This is a genomic window from Flagellimonas marinaquae, from assembly GCF_023716465.1.
In the GTDB taxonomy this organism is placed as follows: Bacteria; Bacteroidota; Bacteroidia; order Flavobacteriales; family Flavobacteriaceae; genus Flagellimonas; species Flagellimonas alginolytica.
The window spans coordinates 465,341-490,997 of record NZ_CP092415.1 but is presented as its reverse complement, the minus strand read 5'-3'; the positions used below and the strand labels follow the sequence as shown (position 1 = coordinate 490,997).

At 41.7% G+C, this 25,657-nt stretch carries 24 protein-coding genes; 7 read left to right on the top strand and 17 right to left on the bottom strand.

Annotated features, from left to right (window positions below):
* Positions 1 to 124: 124 nt before the first annotated feature.
* Positions 125 to 904 carry a zinc ribbon domain-containing protein gene (locus tag MJO53_RS02250; protein WP_224837627.1) on the bottom strand — a complete coding sequence of 260 codons (780 nt, stop codon included), beginning with the start codon at positions 902 to 904 and terminating at the stop codon, positions 125 to 127.
* Positions 905 to 909: 5 nt separating this feature from the next.
* Positions 910 to 2,004: a Nif3-like dinuclear metal center hexameric protein gene (locus MJO53_RS02245; RefSeq protein WP_252080312.1), complete on the bottom strand. Its 1,095-nt coding sequence runs from the start codon at positions 2,002 to 2,004 to the stop codon at positions 910 to 912.
* Between the two features lie 48 nt (positions 2,005 to 2,052).
* Here MJO53_RS02245 and lpxK point away from each other — a divergent pair, with 48 nt between their 5' ends.
* Positions 2,053 to 3,051: a tetraacyldisaccharide 4'-kinase gene (lpxK, locus tag MJO53_RS02240; RefSeq protein WP_252080311.1), complete on the top strand. Its 999-nt coding sequence runs from the start codon at positions 2,053 to 2,055 to the stop codon at positions 3,049 to 3,051.
* Here lpxK and MJO53_RS02235 read toward each other — a convergent pair.
* The 9 genes from MJO53_RS02235 to MJO53_RS02195 form a co-directional block, all read right to left on the bottom strand.
* Positions 3,048 to 5,273, bottom strand: a complete 2,226-nt coding sequence (locus tag MJO53_RS02235; RefSeq protein ID WP_252080310.1) for an ATP-binding protein — start codon at positions 5,271 to 5,273, stop codon at positions 3,048 to 3,050. The two genes, lpxK and MJO53_RS02235, sit on opposite strands and share 4 nt — an antisense overlap.
* Positions 5,270 to 6,280: a type I glyceraldehyde-3-phosphate dehydrogenase gene (gap, locus tag MJO53_RS02230; RefSeq protein ID WP_252080309.1), complete on the bottom strand. Its 1,011-nt coding sequence runs from the start codon at positions 6,278 to 6,280 to the stop codon at positions 5,270 to 5,272. Before gap ends, MJO53_RS02235 begins: the two co-directional genes overlap by 4 nt.
* 18 nt (positions 6,281 to 6,298) lie before the next feature.
* Positions 6,299 to 7,174 (bottom strand): lipoyl synthase, encoded by an 876-nt coding sequence (gene lipA / locus MJO53_RS02225; RefSeq protein WP_224837632.1) that lies wholly within the window; start codon positions 7,172 to 7,174, stop codon positions 6,299 to 6,301.
* Positions 7,175 to 7,236: 62 nt separating this feature from the next.
* A complete protein-coding gene (locus tag MJO53_RS02220) occupies positions 7,237 to 7,797 on the bottom strand; it encodes an RNA polymerase sigma factor (RefSeq protein WP_224837633.1) in 561 nt (186 codons plus the stop codon).
* Positions 7,798 to 7,832: 35 nt separating this feature from the next.
* Complete coding sequence (locus MJO53_RS02215) at positions 7,833 to 8,042, bottom strand: membrane or secreted protein (RefSeq protein ID WP_224837634.1); 210 nt, start codon at positions 8,040 to 8,042, stop codon at positions 7,833 to 7,835.
* Between the two features lie 72 nt (positions 8,043 to 8,114).
* The gene (locus MJO53_RS02210; protein WP_252080308.1) at positions 8,115 to 8,873 is read right to left on the bottom strand and encodes an anti-sigma factor; all 759 of its coding nucleotides are present in this window, start codon (positions 8,871 to 8,873) and stop codon (positions 8,115 to 8,117) included.
* Positions 8,870 to 9,436: an RNA polymerase sigma factor gene (locus MJO53_RS02205; protein WP_224837636.1), complete on the bottom strand. Its 567-nt coding sequence runs from the start codon at positions 9,434 to 9,436 to the stop codon at positions 8,870 to 8,872. Before MJO53_RS02205 ends, MJO53_RS02210 begins: the two co-directional genes overlap by 4 nt.
* A gap of 199 nt (positions 9,437 to 9,635) precedes the next feature.
* Positions 9,636 to 10,652: a UDP-N-acetylmuramate dehydrogenase gene (gene murB, locus MJO53_RS02200; RefSeq protein WP_252080307.1), complete on the bottom strand. Its 1,017-nt coding sequence runs from the start codon at positions 10,650 to 10,652 to the stop codon at positions 9,636 to 9,638.
* A complete protein-coding gene (locus MJO53_RS02195) occupies positions 10,652 to 11,842 on the bottom strand; it encodes a pyridoxal phosphate-dependent aminotransferase (protein ID WP_252080306.1) in 1,191 nt (396 codons plus the stop codon). The genes murB and MJO53_RS02195 overlap by 1 nt, the downstream gene beginning before the upstream one ends.
* Before the next feature lie 147 nt (positions 11,843 to 11,989).
* On the opposite strand from MJO53_RS02195, the gene MJO53_RS02190 reads away from it, so the two are divergent.
* Positions 11,990 to 13,333 (top strand): aspartyl protease family protein, encoded by a 1,344-nt coding sequence (locus MJO53_RS02190; RefSeq protein WP_252080305.1) that lies wholly within the window; start codon positions 11,990 to 11,992, stop codon positions 13,331 to 13,333.
* Between the two features lie 57 nt (positions 13,334 to 13,390).
* Here the strand turns inward: MJO53_RS02190 and MJO53_RS02185 are convergent, their stop codons facing one another.
* Positions 13,391 to 13,777, bottom strand: a complete 387-nt coding sequence (locus MJO53_RS02185; protein WP_252080304.1) for a DUF1573 domain-containing protein — start codon at positions 13,775 to 13,777, stop codon at positions 13,391 to 13,393.
* A gap of 198 nt (positions 13,778 to 13,975) precedes the next feature.
* Here MJO53_RS02185 and MJO53_RS02180 point away from each other — a divergent pair, with 198 nt between their 5' ends.
* The 5 genes from MJO53_RS02180 (at position 13,976) to MJO53_RS02160 (ending at position 21,311) form a co-directional block, all read left to right on the top strand.
* The gene (locus MJO53_RS02180) at positions 13,976 to 16,600 is read left to right on the top strand and encodes a valine--tRNA ligase (RefSeq protein ID WP_252080303.1); all 2,625 of its coding nucleotides are present in this window, start codon (positions 13,976 to 13,978) and stop codon (positions 16,598 to 16,600) included.
* Between the two features lie 98 nt (positions 16,601 to 16,698).
* Positions 16,699 to 18,087, top strand: coding sequence for a Gfo/Idh/MocA family protein (locus MJO53_RS02175; protein WP_252080302.1), 1,389 nt, complete (start codon positions 16,699 to 16,701; stop codon positions 18,085 to 18,087).
* Between the two features lie 14 nt (positions 18,088 to 18,101).
* Positions 18,102 to 19,154 (top strand): GHMP kinase, encoded by a 1,053-nt coding sequence (locus MJO53_RS02170; RefSeq protein ID WP_252080301.1) that lies wholly within the window; start codon positions 18,102 to 18,104, stop codon positions 19,152 to 19,154.
* 5 nt (positions 19,155 to 19,159) lie between these two features.
* Positions 19,160 to 19,990, top strand: coding sequence for a sugar phosphate nucleotidyltransferase (locus MJO53_RS02165; protein ID WP_252080300.1), 831 nt, complete (start codon positions 19,160 to 19,162; stop codon positions 19,988 to 19,990).
* 52 nt (positions 19,991 to 20,042) lie between these two features.
* A complete protein-coding gene (locus MJO53_RS02160; RefSeq protein ID WP_252080299.1) occupies positions 20,043 to 21,311 on the top strand; it encodes a sterol desaturase family protein in 1,269 nt (422 codons plus the stop codon).
* On the opposite strand, the gene MJO53_RS02155 is transcribed toward MJO53_RS02160, so the two are convergent.
* The 5 genes from MJO53_RS02155 to ftsH form a co-directional block, all read right to left on the bottom strand.
* Positions 21,308 to 21,571, bottom strand: a complete 264-nt coding sequence (locus tag MJO53_RS02155) for an acyl-CoA-binding protein (protein WP_224837646.1) — start codon at positions 21,569 to 21,571, stop codon at positions 21,308 to 21,310. The two genes, MJO53_RS02160 and MJO53_RS02155, sit on opposite strands and share 4 nt — an antisense overlap.
* Entirely contained in the window at positions 21,564 to 22,229 is a 666-nt protein-coding gene (locus MJO53_RS02150; RefSeq protein WP_224837647.1) for a phosphatidylserine decarboxylase family protein, read from the bottom strand. The genes MJO53_RS02155 and MJO53_RS02150 overlap by 8 nt, the downstream gene beginning before the upstream one ends.
* Positions 22,219 to 23,022, bottom strand: coding sequence for a phosphatidate cytidylyltransferase (locus MJO53_RS02145; protein ID WP_252080298.1), 804 nt, complete (start codon positions 23,020 to 23,022; stop codon positions 22,219 to 22,221). Before MJO53_RS02145 ends, MJO53_RS02150 begins: the two co-directional genes overlap by 11 nt.
* Before the next feature lie 4 nt (positions 23,023 to 23,026).
* The gene (locus MJO53_RS02140) at positions 23,027 to 23,635 is read right to left on the bottom strand and encodes an LUD domain-containing protein (RefSeq protein ID WP_252080297.1); all 609 of its coding nucleotides are present in this window, start codon (positions 23,633 to 23,635) and stop codon (positions 23,027 to 23,029) included.
* 68 nt (positions 23,636 to 23,703) lie between these two features.
* On the bottom strand, positions 23,704 to 25,653 hold the full coding sequence (gene ftsH, locus MJO53_RS02135; RefSeq protein WP_224837650.1) for an ATP-dependent zinc metalloprotease FtsH: 1,950 nt from the start codon (positions 25,651 to 25,653) through the stop codon (positions 23,704 to 23,706).
* Positions 25,654 to 25,657 lie beyond the last annotated feature (4 nt).

Genomic DNA, 25,657 nt, shown 5'->3' with positions numbered 1-25,657 from the left:
GGTAAAAGCAATACTCAGCTATCTACTGGGTCGGGATTTGCTCATCGCTTTTTTATTTTGATTAACTACATAAAAAAAAACCACCTTTTAAGGTGGCTTCTATATTTTAGTTCAAGTTTTAGGATTAAAGCTTTGCGAAAAGCTTTTCCATTCTTTCTTGTTCTTCTTCGGCCAGTAGCGGATCTACCAAAATCCTACCACTGTGCTCGTCTGTAATAATTTTTTTGCGCGAAGCTATCTCTACCTGAACCTGTGGAGGAATCGTGAAAAAGGAACCACCTGAAGCACCTCGCTCTACAGGAACCACGGCCAAACCGTTTTTTACATTGTGACGGATTCTTTTGTAGGCCTTCACCAAACGCTCTTCAATCTGCTCTTCGTACTCTTCAGATTTTTTCAAAAGCGCTTTTTCCTCTTTTTCGGTTTCTGCAAGAATAGCATCCAATTCGCCTTTTTTGTGTTTTAAATGGCTTTCGCGCTCGGACAATTTTTCTTTGGTCTGGGAAATTACTTCCTTTTTCTGTTCAATTTGCGCTTTGAACTCCTTAATGTTCTTTTCGGCCAATTGAATCTCCAATTCTTGGAACTCCACTTCCTTGCTCAGGGAATTAAATTCACGGCTGTTCCTCACGTTTTTTTGTTGCTCGCTATATTTTTTGATCAGCGACTTGGACTCTTCAATAAGATTCTTTTTGGCAGTAATCTCAAAGTTGATGGTCTCAACATCCGTTTTTAATTTGTCCATTCTGGTTTTAAGACCAAGAACTTCGTCTTCCAAGTCTTGTACTTCCAAAGGCAATTCGCCTCTAACGTTGCGGATTTCATCCACTCTGGAATCAATAAGCTGTAGATCGTATAGTGCTCTCAACTTTTCCTCCACAGTGTTTTCTTTCTTGTTCGCCATATATTTTATAAATACTTGATGGGATTCGTTATACTCTCCGATAAAGAGACTGCAAAATTAGGAATTTTTTTCGTAAGATAATCAACCAATAAATCTTTTGTAAACTGCTCAGTTTCAAAGTGCCCAATATCGGCGACCACCATTTGGTTTTCTGCACGGTAAAAATCGTGGTATTTTAGATCGGCAGTTACATAGATATCTGCACCGGATTTACTGGCAGCTTCTATGGCAAATGCACCACTACCGCCCAAAATAGCGACTTTGTTTACCTTTTTTCCCAAGAGTTCGGAATGGCGGACGACCGATGCGTTCATCCGCTCCTTGACCATTAGCAGAAACGCTTTTTCCGTTAGTTCTGTCTCCAATGTGCCGATCATGCCCATTCCAAGATCTTGATTGGTGTTTTCGAGGGTGATAATCTCATAGGCCACTTCCTCGTATGGATGGGATGAAAAGAGCGCTTTTAAAATAGCACTTTCTTTTTCAAAGGAATAGATAACATTGATTTGCGTCTCTTTTTCAAAATGGACTTCCCCAACTTTTCCTACAGATGGGTCGGCCCCGCTCTCTGCTTTAAAACTCCCGATACCTTCCAGGCTATAACTGCAATTGCTGTATTTGCCTATTTCGCCGGCCCCTGCCTCAAAAAGGGATGTTTTTATTTTTTCTGCGTCTGCCAAGGGAGCGTATGTGGTCAGTTTTTTAATACTCTTGGCTTTTGGAATCAGGATTTTTGGATTTTTAATGCCTAGGACCTCACAGATTTTGGCATTGACCCCCATTTTGTTATTGTCCAGTGCCGTATGCATGCTGTAAATGGCAATGTTGTTGGCAATGGCCTTGAGCACCACTCGTTCAACATAATTGCTTCCGGTAAGTTTTTTTAAACCTTTAAATATAATGGGATGAAAGCTTACGATCAAATTACAATTTTTGGCAATGGCTTCGTCCACCACATTCTCCAAAGTGTCCAAGGTGACCAAAATACCCTTGACCTTCATTTTGGGGTTGCCCACCAGTAAACCTACATTGTCAAAATCCTCTGCATGGGCCAAAGGGGCCAATTCCTCTAGCGTTTTTGCTATTTCGTTAACGGTCATTTTAAAATTGTTAAGTGTGCTAAAGATAAAATATTATATTTTCGTTCAATGCTTAAAGTACTCCGCATTTTAGCGTTTCCGGTTTCCTTGGTCTACGGTCTGGTGGTTTGTGTTCGAAACCTCTTGTTCGATATGGGTATTTTTTCTTCAAAATCCTATTCTACTCCGACTATTTGTGTTGGAAACTTAAGCGTAGGCGGCACGGGCAAAACTCCGATGACAGAATATTTGCTGCGTTTGTTGCAGGGGCGGGAAGCTGCCGTTTTAAGTCGTGGTTATAAGCGTAAGTCCGAGGGGTTTTATATGGCCGGTACAGGGGCAACGGTTTTGGAATTGGGTGACGAACCGTATCAAATCCATCAAAAATTTCCTGAAGTTGCCGTTGCGGTAGATGCTGATAGGCGCAATGGTATTGAGCAGTTGGAAAGCTCGGTACAGCCGGAAATCATTGTGCTGGACGATGCCTTCCAACACCGAAAGGTAAAGCCGACATTTTCTATTTTGCTCACTACTTATCAAAACTTATATGTGAACGATTGGTATTTGCCCACGGGCAGGCTTCGGGATAGCAAAAAAGAAGCAAAACGTGCGGATTTGATAATTGTAACCAAGTGCCCCGAGTTGCTAAAGGAGCATAAAAGAAAGATTATTACGGCCAAGTTGCGACCCATGGAACATCAAAAAGTGCTGTTTGCATCACTAAAATACCAAGATTTTGTAAGCGATGGCTGTGAAAACAAGCTTCCGCTAGCTAAATTGGGTGAAAAGAATATTGCTTTGGTAACGGGTATCGCATCACCAAGGCCGCTAGAAAAATACCTAGAGTCCCAAGGCGTTGGTTTCAAGCATTTTGAGTTTGGGGACCATCATCATTTTTCGGACAACGACATTGATCAATTTAAAGATTTTGAACTGATCTTGACCACGGAAAAGGATTTTGTTCGATTAGACGGTAGGGTAGAGCATCTTTATTATTTGGAAGTTGCCCATAGCTTTTCTGCTGGTGATGATGAGGTTTTAAAGAAATCGATCGAAGGATTGCTTTAAACGGAACCTTCTTCCATCTTTCTTCTAAAGATATTTTCCCCGATTTTTTGGTAAAACACTTCAGGTTTAAACGGTTTTGTGACCACATCGTCACAGCCTGCTTCGTAAAAACTATCAAGGCTGTCGTCCAAAGATATTGCCGTTAGTGCGATTATGGGGATGCGTTGGTCGAACTTGCGTATTTGTCGTGTTGCTTCCTCGCCGCTAATCCCCGGCATGTGAATATCCATCAAAATAGCGTCGTAAGTGTTGTTTTTGGCCAAATCTATAGCCTCGTTTCCATTGTTGGCAATATCGCAGGTAATCTCTTTTTTGGTAAGCATTTTTTTGGTGATTACCTGGTTGATCTTATTGTCCTCGACCACCAATACGTGTAAACCTTTGAACTGAAATTCCTCTGGGTTGAGCTCAAACGCGACCTCTTCGCCGACCTTGCTCTCGAAATCCACATCCATTTCAAAAAAGAAAGAACTTCCCTGGCCCAGTTCACTTTCCAACTGTATGGTGCTGCCAAAAAGGCCCAATAAGCTTTTAACAATGGTTAGTCCGAGACCGGTTCCCCCGTATTCCCTGTTAATTTGGATAGATCCTTGCTCGAAGCTATCAAAAATATTCTGTTGTTGGTCTTCCGAAATGCCGATTCCATTGTCCCTCACCTCAAAATAGAGCTTTGCTTGGTCTTCTTCTTTTTTAAGGAGTTTGGCAATTACTTCTACTTTGCCATTTTTGGTGAATTTGAGGGCGTTGCCCACAAGGTTCATAAAAATTTGGGAAAGTTTAATGGGGTCGCCCAATAGTTTTTTGGGAATGGTCGGGTCATAATCCAAAACAAGCTCGGTACGCTGTTCATGGGCATTTTGTTGGAGCGATTCCATAACGTCGCTCAGTACTTTGTCGAGTTTAAATTCTATGCTCAGCGGCTCAAGTTTGTCTGCGTCAATTTTATTGATCTGAAGGATATCGTTAATAAAATTGAGCAAGTATTCCCCAGAAAATTTTAAGGATTTTAAATGTTCTTTTTGATGTTCCGAAGGATTTTCTTCAAGTAAAAGATGGGTGAGCCCGGTTACCGCATATAAAGGAGTTCTTAGCTCATGGGTCACCGTGGACAAAAAGTTGGTTTTTGCTTCCATGGCCGAGACCGCTGCGTCCCTGGCCAGCTCCAATTCTTTGTTTTTGGTGTAAAGAAGGTCGTTGGTTTTTAATTTGATCTGATTGTTCCGGAAAAGCGAAACTGCCAAAAGCGAGATGATGGTTAAAAATGCGGAGGTTAAAATTGCCGTGATTTCGGAACGGTTTTTTGATTCGCTCAACTCTTCGTTCTTGGCCTGCAGCTTATTGAGTTCGTTCATTTGATGATCGAAACGGATTTTGTCCGCAGTGGAAGCATCCAATTTTGCTTTTTCCATATTAAATATGGAGTCCTTTATTTGGGCCAGACCTTTGGCATACATCAAAGACTCGTTATAGTTTCCGTTGGATTCGTAGATAAGGGACAATTGCTCGTATGCATTTTTTATTTCTTGTGCGTAACCATGTTTTTCGGCTAGTTCCAGTGCTGCCTTTGCATGGATTGTGGCTTCTTCCAGGTCGTTGAGGATAACACTGATTTTGGCCAGTTCAAGATTTGCTTTTGTTGCCAAGAACGTTCTTTCCTTATCATCGGAATTAACAATAAGTGCGTGTAGGTTGGTTATGGCATCGTCAAACTTTTCTATGTTGGAATAGATATAGGCCTCGAGCAATAGAATGTTGTTGGTAAGGTTTCTGTTGTTGCTCAGTTTCCTGGATTCTTCCAATTGTTTTAGCGCCTGGAAGTTGTTGCCCTCATCAAATCTAAGTGCACCATCCAAGAATAGATGGAAGGCTTGACCGTAGGAATAGGAGGTGTCCTTTAAAAAATCCCCTGCTCTTTCCAGATAGAATATAGCAGTGTCCACATCTCCTTGTTCTAAGAATAAACGGGCATATTGGTGGTAGGTGTCCACTAAGAGCTTTGTGTCCTCGTTACTTTCTGCAATATTCGCGGCTTGGTCCAATGTTTCCAGCGCCTTGTCTATTTTATTCTGGTGACGATAGGTCATGAATGTATCAAAAATAGACTTTACGTCGGATGTGGAATTACTTTCGTTTTGACCAAAAAAGAGCTGTGTGCATAATAAAATGCACAAGAGCAATAGCGGTTGTTTGGCTACTTTAATGTTACCTAGGTCAATATTCAAACGTAGTTTTTCTTAATGAGCAAAGCTATTAAATCGATAATTCTGGAGCAATACCCAGTTTCGTTATCGTACCATCCAATGATTTTTACCATTTTACCGATCACGGAGGTCATCAAAGAATCAAACGTACAAGAATAACAACTATTGTTTATATCGATAGAAACGATAGGGTCTTCGGTATAATTGAGGATGCCCTTAAGATCGGTTTCGGCCTTTTCCTTAAAGGTAGTGTTTATTTTTTCAATGCTGGTTTCGTTTTTTACATTGAAAGTGATGTCGGTCAAAGAACCATTGGGTACCGGAACCCGAATTCCACATCCCCCAATAACATCGGACAATTCCGGAAAAATACTTGTTAAGGCTTTGGCGGCCCCTGTGGTTGTTGGGATTATGGACTGGCCTGCGGCACGGGACCTTCTTAGGTCTCGATGTGGGCTATCGTGTAAACTTTGATCGGAGGTATAGGAGTGTACCGTTGTTATGTAGGCTTGTTCAATTCCGCACAATTCGTTGATTACCTTGATCATTGGAGCAGCATTATTGGTTGTGCAAGAGGCATTGGAGATAATGGTGTCATCCGCTTGGATGATTTCCTCGTTTACCCCCAAAACCACCATTTTAATGGTTTCATCTACGGGCGGGACCGATAGTATTACTTTTTTAGCTCCATTTTTTACATGGAACTCCAGATCTTCGCGTGCTTTGAACTTACCCGTGGATTCGACAACAACGTCGACCCCATAGGATTTCCAATCGATTTCTTTGGGGTGTTTGTGGTTTAGCAACGGTATTTTCCTTTCGTTCACCACAATATGATTTCCCTCTTGGCCTACGTTGGCGTTTATTGGGCCATGGATACTGTCGTACTTGAGCAAATGGGCGAGGGTTTTGGTATTGGCCAAATCGTTGATCGCCACTACTTGGATGTTCGGATGTTTTAGCAAGAGTCTGAAAAGTGTTCTGCCGATACGGCCAAAACCATTGATGCCAACCGTTATATTTTTCATGATTTAGAGTGCGCGATGCTATTGAATGTGTTTATGGGCTTTGTAGGATGACCGGACCAATGCTCCGCTCTCTACATGTCTAAAGCCCATTTTTAACCCTATTTCCTCATATTTTTTGAACTGTTCCGGTAAGATAAACTGCTTTACGGGAAGGTGTTTTTTTGAAGGTTGTAGATATTGGCCAATAGTAACTACGTCCACATCGACTTTTCTTAGGTCTTCCATGGTTGTGATGACTTCGTGTTCCTCTTCACCAAGACCTAACATTATTCCTGATTTGGTTCGGTTGGCCCCGTTCTTTTTTAAGTAATCAAGTACTTCGAGGCTACGTTCGTATTTAGCCTGTATTCTAACTTCGCGGGTTAATCGTTTTACAGTTTCCATGTTGTGCGATATTACCTCTGGGGCAACATCAAGGATTCTGTCCAAATGAGTAGCAATACCTTGAAAATCTGGAATTAAGGTTTCCATGGTTGTTTCTGGGTTCATTCGTCTAACGGCTTTTACCGTTTCTGCCCAGATTATGGAGCCCATATCCTTAAGGTCGTCCCTATCTACCGATGTTAGGACCGCATGTTTGATATTCATTATTTTAATGGAGCGTGCCACTTTTTCCGGCTCTGCCCAGTCCACGGATTCCGGTCTTCCGGTTTTAACGCCGCAAAAACCACAGGAGCGCGTGCAAATATTTCCTAAGATCATAAAAGTGGCAGTGCCCTCTCCCCAGCATTCTCCCATGTTCGGGCAGCTACCAGAGGTACAAATGGTGTGGAGGTCGTACTTGTCCACCAAGCCTCTGAGCTGGGTGTATTTTTTTCCAGTAGGGAGTTTAACTCTTAGCCATTTTGGCTTTCCCTTGGGCGGATGAACGTTTTCTGCAACACTAGTGCTCATACAACAATTTTAGATTTACAAAGATACGAAACTGGCAAGTAAACTTTAGTCCTTGATTGGGGTCACTTTTTTTTGATGATTTCCGCCAAAAGTTTTTTTGCCCGGAGCAACTTTACCTTCACATTGTTTACCGGTTCGTCCAATTCTTTGGCAATATCGGCATAGCTCAACTCCTGAAAATACCTCAAGTTGATTACTTTTTGGTAATGGGGCTTAAGTTTTTTGATATGCTGAAGAAGATGGGCCAGGTTTTGTTCTGTGATCAGTCGGTCTTCGGCGGTAGGGGTTTCGTCCAACACTTTTTTAACTTCGTCTCCCCGTGATTCCATTTCGTTCATTAGACTTCTTTTTCGTTTACGCAGAAGATCTACATGAAGATTTTTGGAAATGGTAATGAGCCAAGTTTTAAACTCATAGGACTCGTCGTAAGTGTCGATTCTGTCAAAAGCCCGCGAAAATGTTCGTATGGTAATGTCCTCGGCATCGTTCTCATTTTTGGTGCGGAGCATCTGAAAACCATAAACATCGTTCCAAAAAGTATCCAAAAGGGTACTAAAGGCAATTTGGTTGCCTTGTTTTGCCTTTTGTATGATTTCCTTGATGGATTCGTCAGGTTTTTCCAAAAAAAAATGAATTGCCTTATTGTTGGTGCGAGGCGTTAAGGGGTATCGGTGACCGTGTCTTTTTTACAATCTTGTTCTTCGGGAAGTTTTCCGCAAAACCCGCAGGCCTGTCCGTCTTTGTTCAAAAAAGGGTTCTGACTTGCGCAAGTACCGGCAAATTCACCGTTCTTTTTTGCCCAAATCTTGATCGCGATTCCTGCAAATCCTATGGCTAACAATCCAATGGTAACTAATGCTAACTTCATGTTCCAACTTTTTACAAAGGTACAAAATACCTTTTATAGGTCGGAAAGTTTAAGGTTTCTTTAAACCGGGGTTTAATATTTAATGTTTGCCACAATGTTGTCCACGGATGGGGCGCTATTGCCCCCTTTTGGCTCTATGGTGATATAACCTACGGCATTATCGGCATAGGGTAGGGCAAGGAGTTTGTCTTTTTCATCAAAATTTTTGATGACCCCCAGGTTTACGAGCTCACCATTCACCTCCGCCCACATTTGGAAACATTTGTCCTCGGGAAGTTCAGGAACATTGCTCACATTGATGTATGACAGCTTTTTTACCGGATTTATATAGGCAATGGCCTTAAGCTCTTTGCCTTCTTTTTGTCCTTTGACCTGATATTTTTTGGTCGCCGGATTGTTCAAGACAATAAATTGGTTTCGCATGTCCGCCAATTGGTCTTTCATGTTGTTTTCCAAATACTTGATCTGGTTGGTCACCATGGTATTTTCTTCTTGAAGGGTTTTGTTCTGGTTCCAGAAGAAAATGGATGACCCGGCAAAAATCATGATGGCAACACTCGCAGCAATAGCGTAACGGAAGAATCTTTTGCTTACCATGGATTCTTTCTTGGCGCTGGCAATTATAATTTCCTTAAGGCCTTCTGGGGTCTTTTTAGCATATAAATTAGCGAAGGTTTCCAAGTTCTTTTGCAACTCATCGTAGGTTTCCCTTACTTCGGGGTACATGGCAATATACCTTTCCGCCTTTTGGGTCTCATCCTTGGTGGTGTCGCCCAATAGGTATTTTTCTAAAATGTCGGATTCTAAAAATAGTTTTACTTTTTCCTTCATGACAATAGGTTTAGAATAAGGAGCAAGGACATAGTGGTTCCGTAAATTTTTCCAAGTTCGCGAAGTCCTATTTTTAATCTGGATTTAATCGTACCCAATGGAATGTCCAGTTCTTCACTTGCCTCCTGCTGCGTCATTCCTTCAAAAAATAGAGCTTCTAGAACAATTCTGTATTTGTCTTCAATTTTATCCAAGTTTTCTTGGATGTCGAGATGTTCGGGATTTATTCCTTTGACTCCTACATTATATACGTCGGAAACATCTATTTGGATTTCCTTATCGGATTTATTTGCAACGCTGCGAAGCTTGTCTATGGCCGTATTGCGCACTATGCGGAACAACCATGTGAACAATTTGGCTTTTGAGGCGTCGTAGGTATCTGCTTTTTTCCAGATTTTGATAAAACTTTCTTGCAGCACATCTTGTGCAAGTTCTTCATCTTTTACCACTTTATATGCCACACCAAAGAGCGTATCGCCGTAGTTTTCATACAATAGGGAAATGGCCTTGTCGTCTTTTTCCGCTAACAATGAAACAATATGTCTCTCTATCAGTGTGCTCATTTAAGATGTTTTGGTAATTTTTTCAAGGGGCAAAAGTCTAAAATAGGATTTATCTCGTATATAAAACAAAGCTAAAGTAGAAAATGCTTTTCGACTTTGGTGTATTACAATGAATTTATGGGCGCTATGCCCTTACAACATAGATAAATTTGGTTAGTTTGGTTTGGTATAACCCTCGTTATTGTTAGCAATGCGAGGGTTATTTTATGATGTTTACTTCTGGTTGCAACTTAATTTTATAAGTGTTTTTTACTTTCTCCTGAATTTTTTTTGATAGATCTAGAATTTCTTGCCCGGTGGCATTGCCATAATTTACCAGGACAAGGGCTTGTTTTTCGTGCACCCCTGCATCGCCGAAACGTTTTCCCTTAAATCCACATTGTTCGACCAGCCAGCCAGCAGGAATTTTATATTTATTCTCCTCCAGCTCATAATAAGGGGCATTGGGGTGGAGTTTTATAAACTTGTCAAATGCTTTTTTCGATATCACCGGGTTCTTAAAAAAACTCCCACTATTTCCAATTTTCTTTGGGTCGGGCAACTTACTTTCCCTGATGGCAATAACGGCGTCCGATACATCTTTAACGGTAGGATGCACAATTTCCCTATTTTTTAGCTCGTTTTCTATGGAGCCGTACCCCGTATGTAGGGCATGATTTTTTTTAGTGAGCCTTAGAGTCACGGAAGTAATAATGTATTTATCCTTGGCGTGGTTCTTAAAAATAGAGTCCCTATAACCAAATTCGCAGGCTTCATTGTTGAACCCTTCAAGCTCGCCGGTTTCTATATTCATGGCGGCACAGGAAACAAACACATCTTTTAGTTCAACACCATATGCACCTATGTTCTGTATGGGCGCCGTGCCTACATTGCCTGGTATTAAGGATAGGTTTTCCAGACCGCCATAACCCTGTTCCAAGCTCCACATTACAAGGCTATGCCAGTTTTCGCCGGCCATAACTTTTACCTCTACACTGTTTTCATCTTCCTCAACAACGGTTATGCCCTTGAGTTTAATGTGGATTACCAGACAATCGATATCCTTGGTGAGCAGCATATTGCTCCCACCGCTTATAATAAACTTTTTAGGGTATGCCTTTAACTCAAGTACCTTTTGTAATTGAACCAGTCCGGTAATCTCAACAAAAAATCTAGCGTTAACATCTATACCAAAGGTGTTATAGTTTTTTAAGGATATGTTTTCTTGGATTTCCACTAATCTTTATACTTCTTTAGGGCGCTTCGCAAGATTTGGACTGCTTTTACAAGTTGCTCTTTTTCTAGCACATAGGCAATTCTGATCTGATTTTTTCCCAATCCGGGCGAAGCATAAAATCCTGCTGCTGGGGCCACCATAACCGTACTCCCGTCGAGTTCATAATTTTCCAGGAGCCATTGAGCAAAATCATCGGCATCTGCTATGGGCAATTCTACCACGCAATAAAAAGCGCCTTGGGGGACAGCTACTTTTACGCCGTCTATTTTTTTTAGTTCTGAAATAAGGGTATCCCTTCTGGCAACATACTCGGTGATAACATTATCAAAATATTCCTGTGGTGTCTCCAGAGCCGCCTCGCTGGCAATTTGAGCAAAGGTAGGAGGGGATAAACGGGCCTGTGCAAACTTCATAGCTGTTTGTATAACCTCGATGTTTTTGGAAATCAGACAGCCGATTCGTGCGCCGCACATACTGTAACGTTTGGATACCGAGTCCACGACAATGGCGTTTTCTTCCAAGCCTTCCAGCTGTAAAATGGAATAATGTTCACGGCCATCATAAGCAAATTCCCTGTAAACTTCATCGGCGATCAAAAACAGATTGTGCTTTTTTACCAATTCTGCCAATTGCTCAATCTCTGCTTTGCTATATAGGTAGCCTGTTGGATTGCCCGGATTGCAAATAAGGATTGCTTTTGTTCTTGGCGTGATGAGCTCTTCAAACTTAGAGATGGGAGGAAGTGCAAAGTTATCATCGATAGAAGATACAATAGGTTTTACCTTTACCCCCGCGGCAGTGGCAAATCCGTTGTAATTGGCATAGAAAGGCTCTGGTATAATAATTTCGTCATCGTTGTCCATTATGGTCCCCATGGCAAAAGAGAGTGCTTCCGAGCCTCCTGTCGTCACAATAATTTCGTCGGCACTTACCCTAATATCCTGTTTGGCATAATAATCGGCGATCTTTTTTCGATAGGCTTCGGAACCTTGTGTCATGCTGTACTCCAAAACCTCAATGTTGTGGTTTCTTACCGCGTCCAGCGCAACTTTTGGAGTTTTTATGTCGGGTTGACCAATATTCAGGTGGATAACATGTACACCTCTTTTTTTTGCTGCTTCCGCAAAGGGAACCAATTTTCGAATTGGTGACGCAGGCATTTGTCTTCCTTTATTGGAGATACTTGGCATGGGTTAAATTTTTGACAAAAATGAGAAAACCTGTTATTGCAAACAACAACTTTTACATTTAATTCCTTGATTATCGAAATGTTAAAATCCGTAATACTTTACCCTCTTATTTGTATATTTAATACATATGGTAAGTTGATTGTAAGTATGTTGAGGAAAAAATCTATATTTTTTACACTTTTACTATTTGTGCCCCTATGGGTGGTTGCACAAGGATTTAGATTGCCCAAAGGTGAAAGATTTGAAAAAATCAGATTTGAGCTTATCAATAATCTGATCATAGTTCCGGTCGAGATTAATGGAACGGAACTTACATTTATTCTGGATTCCGGGGTAAGTAAGCCAATACTCTTTAACCTTTCCGAATCGGATTCCGTATCGATCAACAATGTTTCCGAAGTTACCATAAGGGGACTGGGCGATGGGGAGCCCATGAAAGCATTGAGCTCCAAAGGCAATATTTTCAAGTTCGGAAAAGCAAATAACTTTTCGCAAGACCTGTATGTGGTCATGGATAGAAATATCAATTTTTCCACATCTCTTGGAATTCCCGTACATGGAATTATGGGTTACGACCTATTCCGCGATTTTATCGTTGAGGTAAATTACGGAGCAAACAGATTAAAATTGCATAATCCCGAAACGTACACGTATAGAGAGAGCAAAAGGGCACAGACCATTCCTTTAGTGGTGGACAAACGAAAAGCCTATATTGAGGGTATGGTCCTTATGAAGGATACAGCCAATATTCCGGTAAAACTATTGGTCGATACTGGAAGTAGTGATGCACTTTGGTTGTTCCCTGAACCGGAAAAAGGACTGGAAATCCCCGAAAAAAGCTATGATGACCATTTAGGGCGAGGGTTAAGTGGTGATATTTTTGGCAAAAGAAGTAAAATCAATGGGGTTCGTATAGGGGATTTTGAACTAGAAGAAGCAAAAGTGGCATTCCCGGACAGGGAATCTTTTCAAGGTTTGGATACCTTGGGCAACCGAAACGGAAGCCTGGGGGGAGAGGTTCTTAAGCGTTTTAATATGATTTTTGATTATGGCCGTGGATTGGTAACCCTGAAAAAGAATGGAAATTTCAAGGAGCCGTTTCAATATAACTTGGCAGGTATAGACCTTAAACATAATGGTCTGCGCTACATTGCGGAAAGTATTGCCGGGGTAAACGGGGTAGTCAAGAACGAGAACGGCAGTACTTTTGGGAATGTGCAAATTTTGCTGGAAAACAAAACAAGACTGAGTTTGGTGCCGGAAATAGTGGTGTCCGGTATTCGGGCCGGTAGTCCTGCGGCTGAGGCCGGTTTAAGGGAAGGTGATGTTATTTTGGCGGTGAATGGCAGAAATGTACATAAATATAAGCTTCAGGAAATTCTTAAAATGATAAACGACAAGGAGGGCAAACGTATTAAACTGTTGATAGAAAGATATAATCAAGATCTATTGTTCTCCTTTGTCCTCAAAAAAGTATTTGACGAACAGTAAAAACAAAACCCCAAAAACCATAGGTCTTTGGGGTTTATTTATTGTTCTTTTCTTGATCTATTTGGCTCCTGGGGATTTTACCGTCCCTTTTATTTTTAGAACCTTTGTAGGTGTGTCCGCATTCGAGGTAACCGTTATGGCCTTTCTGATCGGACCAACCCTGTTGGTGTCATATTTCACCTCAATTTTGCCCGTTTTTCCTGGCATAATAGGCTCTTCCGGTTTTTTTGGAATTGTACAGCCACAGCTAGATCTAACATTGCTGATCACCAAAGGAACATTTCCAGTGTTGGTAAACTCAAATACACGGATACCATCACTGCCTCTTTCAATTTCCCCGTAATCAATAGTCTCGCTCTTAAATTCGATTTTAGCGGTTTCTTGAGCGTAAATCCCTAAGGATAAAAGCCCTACAAACAGCATGAGTACAGTTTTTTTCATCATTTTTGGTTTTTGGGTGAACTTCAAATGTAGATGTTTTGATACCTGCATCCAAAATTCTTTTGTTATAGAATAACGTTACTTATTTTTGTTTCGTATTTCTGGATTGGCTCTCATCCGAAGAATAGCGTAAAATTAACATTTGGCTTCCCCTTCAAAAAACCCAATCACAGTCCAATTAAACAAAAACTGTACCGAAAAATGGAGATTCCATCAAAATATGACCCAAAACGGGTCGAAGAACACTGGTATGCCTACTGGTCCGAGCACGATTATTTTAGTTCAAAACCGGACGAAAGGGAGCCTTACACCATAGTAATTCCTCCGCCGAACGTAACCGGAATCCTTCACATGGGCCATATGCTCAATAATACCATACAGGATGTATTGATCCGACGAGCAAGACTTTTGGGTAAAAATGCCTGTTGGGTGCCCGGTATGGACCATGCATCCATTGCCACCGAAGCAAAGGTGGTTGCCAAATTAAAGGCAGAAGGTATCGATAAATCCAAATTATCACGAGAGGAATTTCTAAAACATGCTTGGGATTGGACGAACGAGTATGGCGGTGTAATTCTTCAACAATTAAAAAAACTGGGTTGCTCCTGCGATTGGGATCGAACAAAATTTACCATGGATGACGATATGTCAGCCTCGGTAATCAAGGTTTTTGTTGATTTGTACAATAAGGGTTTGATTTACAGAGGGTACAGAATGGTAAATTGGGATCCTGAGGCCAAGACCACGCTCTCCGATGAAGAGGTGATATATGAGGAAAGACAAGGAAACCTGTACTATTTGTCCTATGCCATAGAAGGTTCCGACGAGAAAGTGACCATTGCCACAACGCGTCCGGAGACCATATTGGGAGATACCGCGATCTGTATTAATCCCAACGATGAAAGATACCGTCATTTAAAAGGGAAAAAGGCGATTGTGCCAATCTGCGATCGGGTAATTCCTATTATTGAAGACGAATATGTAGATGTAGAGTTTGGTACCGGGTGCCTAAAAGTTACCCCTGCTCACGACGAGAACGATAAAAACCTTGGAGATAAGCACGATCTAGAGGTAATCGATATTTTTAATGAGGATGCTACCCTTAATTCCTTTGGGCTGCACTACGAAGGCAAGGACAGGTTTGTGGTTCGAAAAGAAATCTCAAAAGAGCTAGAAGCCAAAGGTTATTTGGTAAAAACAGAGCAGCACATCAATAAAGTAGGCACGTCGGAAAGGACCAAGGCCGTAATTGAGCCTAGGCTGTCCGACCAATGGTTCCTTAAAATGGAAAACCTGGCCAAACCAGCTATAGAGGGTGTTTTGCAGTCCACAGATGTAAAGTTGTACCCATCCAAGTTCAATAACACCTATCGCCATTGGATGGAGAATATCCGTGATTGGAACATATCCCGTCAATTATGGTGGGGACAACAAATCCCGGCCTATTATTATGGTGACGGAAAAGAAGATTTTGTGGTGGCCGAATCCCCAGAAGAAGCATTGGAACTGGCAAAGGCCAAAAAGCCGGGAATCCAGCAATCCGATTTGCGCCAAGATGCCGATGTGTTGGATACGTGGTTCTCATCTTGGTTGTGGCCTATTAGTGTTTTTGGGGGTATATTGGAACCCGACAACGAAGAGGTTAATTATTACTACCCCACCAGCGATTTGGTGACCGGTCCCGATATTTTATTCTTTTGGGTCGCTAGAATGATCATGGCCGGTTACGAATACAGAGGAAAACGACCGTTTGAAAATGTATACCTTACTGGATTGGTTCGGGACAAACAGCGACGAAAAATGTCCAAATCACTTGGAAATTCGCCCGACGCCCTAAAATTGATCGAGAATTTTGGTGCCGATGGAGTCCGTGTTGGACTTTTGTTGAGTTCTGCGGCCGGTAACGATCTGCTGTTCGATAAGGCACTGTGCCAACAAGGGGCAAACTTTGCCAATAAAATTTGGAACGCATTCCGATTGGTAAAAGGATGGGAAGTAGCGGATATTCCACAGCCCGAAGCAGCGCAAAAAGGAATTCAATGGTACAAGGCCAAGTTTAATCAAACATTGGTCGAGATAGAGGACCATTTCTCCAAATATCGTATTTCCGATGCCTTGATGGCCATCTACAAATTGGTTTGGGACGATTTCTGCTCGTGGTTGTTGGAAATTGTAAAACCGGAATATCAAAAACCTATCGATCAAAAAACGTATGATGAGGTATTAAGTCTTTTCGAGGAAAACTTGAAATTACTTCATCCATTCATGCCATTTTTGACGGAGGAAGTATGGCAACACATAGCGGAGCGTTCGCCGGAAGAAGCTTTGATCGTGGCAAAATGGCCAGAGGCCAAACAAGTGGATGGTGTGTTGATAGCCGAGTTTGAATTTGCTTCCGAAGTAATATCAGGTGTCAGGACCATCAGAAAAGAAAAAAACATTCCCCAAAAGGATGCGTTGGAGCTATTTATGATAAATGCCGAAGGAATAGGAGGGGGAATGGATGCCATAGTTCTGAAACTCGGAAACCTTACCAAAATGGAGTCGGTGGATGCCAGTTTGGACGGTGCCTTGACGTTTAGGGTAAAAAGCAACGAATATTTTATTCCGATCAGCGGCGCCATAGATGTTGAGGCGGAGATTGCAAAGATTACCGAAGAGCTCAATTATACCAAAGGATTTTTAAAATCCGTAGAAAAAAAATTGGGCAACGAGCGTTTTGTGAACAATGCACCGGAGCAAGTCGTTGCCATGGAGCGCAAAAAAGCCGCAGATGCCGAAGCCAAAATAGAGACCTTGGAAAAAAGTTTGGCCAGTTTGCAATAGTTTTGGATAAACATCAAAAAGATTAATAAAAGGGAAGCTTGCTTCCCTTTTCTTTTTTTTTATACTTTGGAGCCCGATAACCAACTCCGAAAATGAATATGAAAAACCTCAATAGAAGAAGTTTTATCCAAAAAACTTCGTTGACTGCGGCCGCTGTGTCCTTGGCACCGGGATATCTAAGGGCAAATTACGAGCGACCGTTATCATCAACCTACATGGGTGGGTTTTCGGCACCTAAATTAGAAACCGTACGAGCTGCATTTATTGGAGTTGGAGCCAGGGGAGGAACCCATGCTAAATTTTTTGCTGCTTTGGCAGGGACGGAAGTTGTTGCCATATGTGATTTGTACGAAGATCTGGTAAATGAAAAAACCCGTTGGGTAAAAGAAGCGGCCGGTGCAAATAGGCACAAGAATATAGCTCAATATTGGGGAAGTGAGGATGAGTGGCGAACAATGCTCAAGGAAGTAAAACCCGATGTTGTGTTCATCGCGACCAACTGGGCAAACCATGCTCCTATGGCGATTGGTGCAATGGAGAATGGTGCTCACGCCTTTGTAGAAGTGCCCATGGCAACTACAATCCAAGATATGTGGGATATTGTGGATACCAGTGAGCGGACCCAAAAGCATTGTATGATGTTGGAGAACGTTAATTACAGCCGCGACGAGCTGATGTTCCTGAATATGTGCCGAAAAGGCTTGATTGGAGAAATATTACATGGTGAGGCTGCCTATATTCACGAACTGAGATGGCAAATGGAAGAACAGGAGCGAGGTACGGGATCTTGGAGAACCCATCACTATGCCAACCGAAATGGAAACCTGTACCCTACCCATGGGTTAGGACCTGTGTCCCAATACATGAACTTGGCCAGACAAGATGATACCTTTGGAAGTCTTGTCTCCTTCTCGACACCATCAAGAGGAAGGGAACTCTATGCGGAAAAGAAGTATCCAGAAGACCATAAATGGAACCAGCTTGACTTTAAAGGAGGTGATTTAAATACTTCCATAATTAAAACGACCCTTGGGAAAACTATTCTGGTCCAGTGGGACGAAACCAGCCCAAGGCCATATTCCCGATTGAACCTGGTGCAAGGCACCAAAGGTATATTGGCAGGATTCCCTACCCGTGTAGCTTTGGAAGGTGGTGTGGACGGAATTACAAAAGATCATCATTCATGGGTACAGGGTGAACAGCTCGAAAAATTGTATGAAAAATATGATCACCCACTATACAAAAGATTGAACGTGGCGGCCAAAGGAAGCGGGCACGGGGGAATGGACGGTATTATGGTGTACCGGATTGTGGAATGTCTGCAAAAAGGATTGCCCTTGGACCAAAACGTTTACGAAGGATGTTTGTGGAGTGCCGTTTCGCCATTGAGCGAGCGCTCTGTGGCCAGTGGTGGAGCACCGCAGCCATTCCCGGATTTTACAAGAGGCAATTGGAAGGATACCGCGCCATTGGAAATTATAAGTTAAATATACCATAATTAATGATTGAATTAAAAGTACCTGCCCGAATCTGTTTTTATGGGGATCATCAAGATTATTTGGGGCTTCCCGTTATTGCCGGATCAATAGATCGATATATCAATGTTAAAGCTGTTGCAAACCAGGATAAAAAGTATCGGTTAAAATTATTGGACCTGAACGAAGAGGTTATTATTTCGGTTGATGACGACCTGAAAGATATTCAACCTGGTGATTACTATCGGTCCGTGATGTCCATTTTAAAAAATCAAGGATTTTCCTTTGAACAAGGATACGATATGGAAATATCGGGGAATATTCCCGTAAATGCCGGATTGTCCAGTTCCTCGGCCATAGTGGTGGCCTGGGTTCGATTTTTGGTGGCAACACAAGGTAAATCCGGGGAGGTCAGTGATTATCAAATCGGAAGGTGGGCCTACGAAGCAGAAGTGCTGTTTTTTGATCAACCCGGTGGCTTGATGGACCAATACACCATTGCGCAAAAAGGGCTTATTTATATCGATACAAAAAGTGGGGAAAGCATACGTTTAAATGCCAATTTGGGCAAACTGTTGGTGGCCGAGTCTGGAGTGCCCAAAAAAACCTTGGAAGTTTTGAAAAACGCTCAAGTATACGCGGATAAGGCTGTTCAAGCGGTTCAAAAGGAATATCCTGAATTTGAGGTGGAAACATCGACCTTGGACGACTACGAAAAATATAAGGCGTTGGTTCCTGTTGAGCTTCAAGATTATTGGTATTCCACTTTGTACAACTATCACATCACTATACAGGCAAAAAGAGAACTATCAAATCCAAATCCAAATATTCAGGTTTTAGGAGATTTAATGAATCAACACCAAGCAATTCTTCAGGACCAGATAAAGAACACGCCGAAGAAAATGGTGGAAATGATGGATGCCGCCCGAAGGGCAGGTGCCGTGGGAACAAAAATTATAGGTTCCGGTGGAGGAGGATGTATGGTGGCCATGGTTACAGAAGATGTTGAGGGTAAGGTGAAACAGGCATTTTTAGAGCATGGTGCCAAAGATGTTTATGTAGTAGAATTAACAAGTTAATGGGAATGGAGAATACGAGTTTGGTTATAATGGTAGGTGGTGCATCCTCCCGAATGAAAAAAAGTTTGCAGACAGAAGGAGGGGAAGGAATCATGACCAATATTCCCCATAAGAGTTTAATTCCTGTCGGACAAAAAGGTAGGCCATTTTTGTATTATTTGGTTAAAAATGCCATTAATGCAGGATACCGGAAATTGTATTTGATTACGAGCAGTGATAACAAAGCTTTTCAGGAATTTAAAGATTTTGGGGACCTTCCCAAAAATCTGGAAGTATTTTTGGCGGTACAATCGGTTCCCGAAGGTAGGGAAAAGCCCTTGGGAACTGCCGATGCCCTTCAGCAATGTATGGATCAGTACCCAGAATTGAAGCAGACTGCCTTTACGGTTTGTAATGGGGATAATCTCTATTCGGTGGAAGCCCTAAAAGATTTAAGGAAAGATAGAAAGGCTCCCCATGCCTTGATCAGTTATGCAAGCTCTGGATTTGATTATACCGAAGAACGCATTGCCAAGTTTGCCGTAATGGATATTTCCTCCGATGGGTTTCTTCGGCGAATTGTTGAAAAGCCAAAAGTAGAAGATGTTCCCAAATATCGAGACACTTCCGGTGAGTTAAGGGTGAGCATGAACATTTTTAGTTTTTCCGGGGAAGAAATATATCCGTTCGTAAAAAATTGTCCCATTGATCCTGTACGTAATGAAAAAGAATTGCCAAGGGCTGTGGCCATATTGGTCAGTGAGCAAACACAAAGCGTCCTTTGTATTCCACGTTCCGAACATATTCCAGATCTTACCGATGCCAATGATATTCAATTATTTAAAAATTTAGATTAACTTAAGGGCAGTTAATCCCATTCTTGCATCGAGCAAAATTTAAATTTTTGAAATGGAATCGTATGCGACTGCCTTGTTATATGCAACACCTTTTTTTATAGGCCTTGTTCTTATCGAAATACTTTATGGCCGTTATGTAAAGGATCAGAAGCACAATCTCATGGATACCGTGAGTAGTTTGAGTTCCGGTCTTACCAATGTGGTAAAGGATTCACTTGGACTTGTGGTTATCCTTGTCAGTTATCCATTTTTATTGGATCATTTGGCCTTGATAGAGATCAAGGCAACATGGTTGGTTTGGGTCGTGGCTTTTATTGCCTTGGATTTTGCAGGGTACTGGAATCACCGATTAAGCCATAGGATAAATTTTTTTTGGAACCAGCATGTAATCCATCACAGTAGCGAAGAGTTTAATCTGGCATGTGCCCTTCGTCAACCTATATCGAACCTTTTGGGGTATTATGCACTTTTATTGATTCCAGCTGCACTTTTGGGTGTGCCCAACACCGTAATTGCCATATTGGCGCCTATTCACTTGTTTGCTCAATTTTGGTATCATACACAACATATTGGCAAAATGGGTATTTTGGAATACGTGATAGTTACCCCTTCCCAGCACCGGGTACACCATGCCATAAATCCAGAATATATCGATAAAAACCTCGGACAGATATTTTGTATTTGGGATAGAATATTCGGAACTTTTCAAGAGGAGTTGGATGAAGTTCCTCCGCAATATGGGGTGTTAAAACCGGCTAACACATGGAATCCTATTATTATAAATTTTCAACATTTATGGCGATTGATGCAGGATGCATGGCGCACCAAAAGTTATTGGGATAAAATTCGGATTTGGTTTATGCCAACGGGGTGGCGCCCAGAGGACGTAAAGGAAAAGTACCCCATTTCCATAATCCAAAATGTGTACAACTTTAGCAAATATCAACCAGAGGTAACATCAACTTTAAAAACATACGCCTTGTTTCAACTGATCGTGACCACCTTTTTAATGCTGTTCATGTTCTACAGTTATTCCGAAATTGGTTTTGATGGATTATTGCTGTTCGGTGCCTTTATTTTTGTTGGGATTTATGGATATACAACCTTAATGGACCGAAAAAAATATGCGATTTGGATCGAAGTAGTTCGTGGACTTGGAGGATTGGTCTTTATTTATATTACCAATGATTGGTTTGGGGTGAATAGTTACTTTTCAATCGGGAGTTACCTAATTGCACTCTATTTTTTGATAACTATTTTTGGGGCTGTCTATTTTACTTATTTTGAAAAATCGTTGGTGCGCCCAGATTTGGCGGCCTAGAGCGATTTTAACTCTTTTTCTACCAGTTCCACATATTTTTCCATGGCCTCCTTAACACTTATTCGCTTGGCTTGGAACAGTGCATTGGCTTTAAACGCGTTTATTAGTGGCGTTCTGCTACCGGGGTTTTCGAAATTCTTGTTGGCAATTTTAAAGTACGCATAGAGCTTCAACAAAAGATCCGCAGGCAAAGGATCAGTGTAGTCGTTTACAAAGTCAACAGCATCGTTGAATCTCTTTTGTAGCTCTTCATCAATCATTTTTTGGTCTTAAGGATGCAATACATGTACGTGCGCCAACCACTTTTTGGTTCAATTTAACGGTAATATCACAATCTAGAGGCAACAATAGGTCTACTCTAGAGCCAAATTTTATAAAACCTGCATCTTCGCCCTGTGTAACTTGTTCGCCTTCCTCGGCATAATTCACTATTCTTCTGGCCAATGCTCCTGCAATTTGCCTGTATCCTATTTCCCCAAACTTTGGTGTATGGAGCACTATGGTGGTCCGTTCGTTCTCGGTACTGGATTTGGGATGCCATGCCACCAAATATTTTCCGGGATGGTACTTGGAATAGGTAACGGTACCACTTGCGGGATATCTTGTGACGTGCACATTAACAGGCGACATAAAAATGGAAACCTGCTTTCTTTTTCCTTTAAAATATTCCGGTTCCTCAACTTCTTCGATTACCACTACCTTACCGTCCACGGGTGCCAATATTTCATCAAAAGTCGGGGTCACCAATCTTTTTGGGTTTCTAAAGAACTGTAAGATGGCAATCAATATGACCAGCGCGACAATCTGAACGGCATATCTGATCCATTCAATATCGATAAAATATTGTGCGGCCAAAACGCCGGCTACCACTAGAAAAAAAGTGGTGATAATAATTTTTTGCCCCTCTTTATGAAACATAGGTGAATATATTTAAGATCAAATACGCAAAAGGTGCAGCAAAGACCAAGCTGTCCAATCGGTCCCAAATTCCGCCATGTCCGGGTAAAATAGCTCCGCTATCCTTAACTCCGGCCATGCGTTTAAATTTAGATTCCAACAAATCCCCTAGACTTCCTGCTACCACAATTAAACATGCCATTGCCATCCATTCGATTAACGAAAGCCGTGTTTCGTACCACGATAAAAAATAGGCCGCGGCCAGTGCAAAAATAAGACCTCCTACAGAACCTTCAATGGTTTTTTTTGGTGAAACGGCAGGAAAAAGTTTAGTTTTTCCCACAGTTCTTCCTACCAGGTAGGCAAAAGTATCGTTTACCCATATCAAAATAAAGATGCCCATGATCAAGAATTGAGCAAATTCATCAATTTTATAGGGTATCATGGTCAAAAAAATACAACCTCCACCAATGTAAAGCAGACCGATCAAGAATTTCTGAACGGGAGTAAAGTTTCTGGGAGCTTTGGTAAAGAGAAATACCAATAGGGCCAGATCCACTGTTATGGTAAAAAACATGAGCAGGTTGATCGCTGCACTGTTCTGGGTCAGATAAATAAAAACCCACCAGAGTGCCAAATAAGCCACGAATACATAATAACCTTTAAGGCGTACGATCCGCTTGTATTCGTACAGGCACCCCAAACCAAAGGTCATAAACAAAAAATCGAATGCGTCCGAACTTAAAAAAACCGCGCCCAGTAGGAGTACAACATAAATTACCCCTGTAATGGAGCGTCTTAATACCTCTCTCATGTATTTAAAAATCTTCTAGGAGTAAAAGATATACATTTTTTGAGGCACTTCCGTAGGAAAGGAAATCGTCTTTGTTTTCCGCTGTAGGCTGAAAGTGCTTTAAAGTGGTGATGTTGTTCGGGATATTTTTTTGATAGCGTTCCTTGATAATTTTTAAGGCTTCGCTTATGGAATCCACTAGTTGGCTGGTAGTGGCAAATACCACTAAATTGGATGGAAGTTCATCCAATTTCTTTTCTTTTATCTGGTTGGAACACACCAAAATTGAGCCATTATGAGCCACTAGATGTTCGCAAGTGGTAAAGAAAATCTCGCTTTCGTTTCGATTGTGGGTAAAGTCTATTTTTTCCGTGGCAAAACGAGTTTCCAATCTTGGGTCCATAGTAAAAAACAGATGGTCTTGCCAATCGTTCTCGGAAACAATGTTCTCCAAGGCTTCCGATACCTCTGCAAAATCTTCGCAATAGATAAATTTACCACCGTTCTTTTTAAAATAGATGGTAAATTTTTCATCAACGGGAATTTTTAAATCCGGCATATGGTCACCACGGGTTTCCGTAGTCTCCTTGGAAACCTTTTTTCCTCCTCCGAATAGTTTTTTAAAAACTCCCATTTATGGCACTTGTGCTTGTCTATCTAATCAATAATTGTGTTTTGATTGGATGATTCCTAATATATTTTTTATTTAGCTGGCTCTAGTTCTTCTTCTTGCTTTTCGAATGGACGTTGGCCAAATATTTTTTCCAGATCATCCTTAAAAATAACTTCTTTGTCCAAAAGTCTTTCGGCCAATTCGGTCAACTTGTCCTTATTGTCCTCGAGCAATTTTATGGCACGTTGATATTGCTTCTCGATGATCTTGGAAATCTCCTGATCGATTTTTTGTGCTGTTTCCTCGCTATAAGGTTTGGTGAAGCCATATTCGTTCTGACCGGATGAATCGTAATAGGTGATGTTCCCCAATTCATCGTTTAATCCATATATGGTAACCATGGCCCTGGCCTGTTTGGTCACTTTTTCCAAATCGCTTAAAGCTCCGGTGGAAATCTTATTGAACATTACCTTTTCGGCGGCTCTACCTCCCATGGTGGCACACATTTCGTCCAACATTTGTTCTGGACGCACAATTAAACGTTCTTCCGGAAGGTACCAAGCGGCCCCCAACGATTGTCCTCGGGGTACTATCGTTACTTTAACCAAGGGTGCAGCGTGTTCCAACATCCAGCTTACGGTTGCGTGACCAGCTTCGTGGAACGCGATGGTTTTCTTTTCCTCTGGGGTAATGATTTTGTTTTTCTTCTCAAGACCGCCTACAATTCTATCCACTGCATCCAAAAAGTCTTGCTTGGTTACCGCCTTTTTCTCTTTACGGGCCGCAATAAGGGCAGCTTCGTTACAAACATTTGCAATGTCCGCTCCTGAGAAACCTGGTGTTTGTTTGGCCAAAAAGTCCAAATCCAAGGTTTCTGCCGTTTTAATGGGTCTAAGGTGAACTTCAAAGATTTCTTTTCGTTCGTTAAGATCTGGCAGGTCTACATAAATCTGACGATCAAATCGTCCTGCACGCATCAATGCTTTGTCCAGTACATCGGCACGGTTGGTCGCGGCAAGTACAATTACGTTGGTATTGGTGCCAAAACCATCCATTTCGGTCAACAACTGGTTCAAGGTGTTCTCGCGTTCATCGTTGGAACCTGTAAAATTGTTTTTGCCCCTTGCACGTCCAATGGCGTCGATTTCATCAATGAATATGATGGCTGGTGACTTATCCTTGGCCTGTTTAAAGAGGTCACGGACCCTGGATGCACCCACGCCCACGAACATCTCCACAAAATCGGAACCGGATAAAGAGAAGAAGGGGACCTTGGCTTCACCAGCAACAGCTTTTGCCAATAAGGTTTTACCTGTTCCGGGAGGTCCTACCAATAGTGCGCCTTTAGGTATTTTACCTCCCAAGGAGGTATATTTGTCAGGGTTTTTTAGGAATTCCACAATTTCCTGTACTTCCTCTTTGGCTCCTTCGAGACCAGCTACATCTTTAAAAGATGTGCGTGTATCCGTTTTTTCGTCGAATAATTTGGCCTTTGATTTTCCAATATTGAAAATTTGACCGCCAGCGCCACCGCCTGCACCACCGGACATTCTACGCATTAGGTAAATCCAGATGCCGATGATCAGTGCGAAAGGAAGCAATGTCAGGAATATTTCTCCAATAACATTGGATTCTGTATCGAACTCGACGATGGTATCGAGGTTGTTTTCTTTTTTTATCTCCGTTATTTCGTTTTGGAAAATCTGCAGATCGCCATAATCCAAAACATATTGGGGAACCAATCCGGCAGATGGTAAAAGTGGTTTTTCTGCCACTCCCTTGTGCACATCTTTGTTCAAAGCTTCCTCTGTAAGAAAAACTTTGGCCTGACGGGTGTTGGTTATGATGACTATTTTTGAAATGTCACCGTTCCGTAAAAATTCCTGTAATTCGGAGGTTGTGGTCTTTTCCGTGCTCGAAAAACTGTTGCCTCCAAAAAATTGGAAACCAATGATCAATGCGATTACCACACCATATATCCACCACGAACTAAAACGTGGTTTTTTTGGAGCATTATTTGGGTTGTTTTCTTTTGCCATTTTT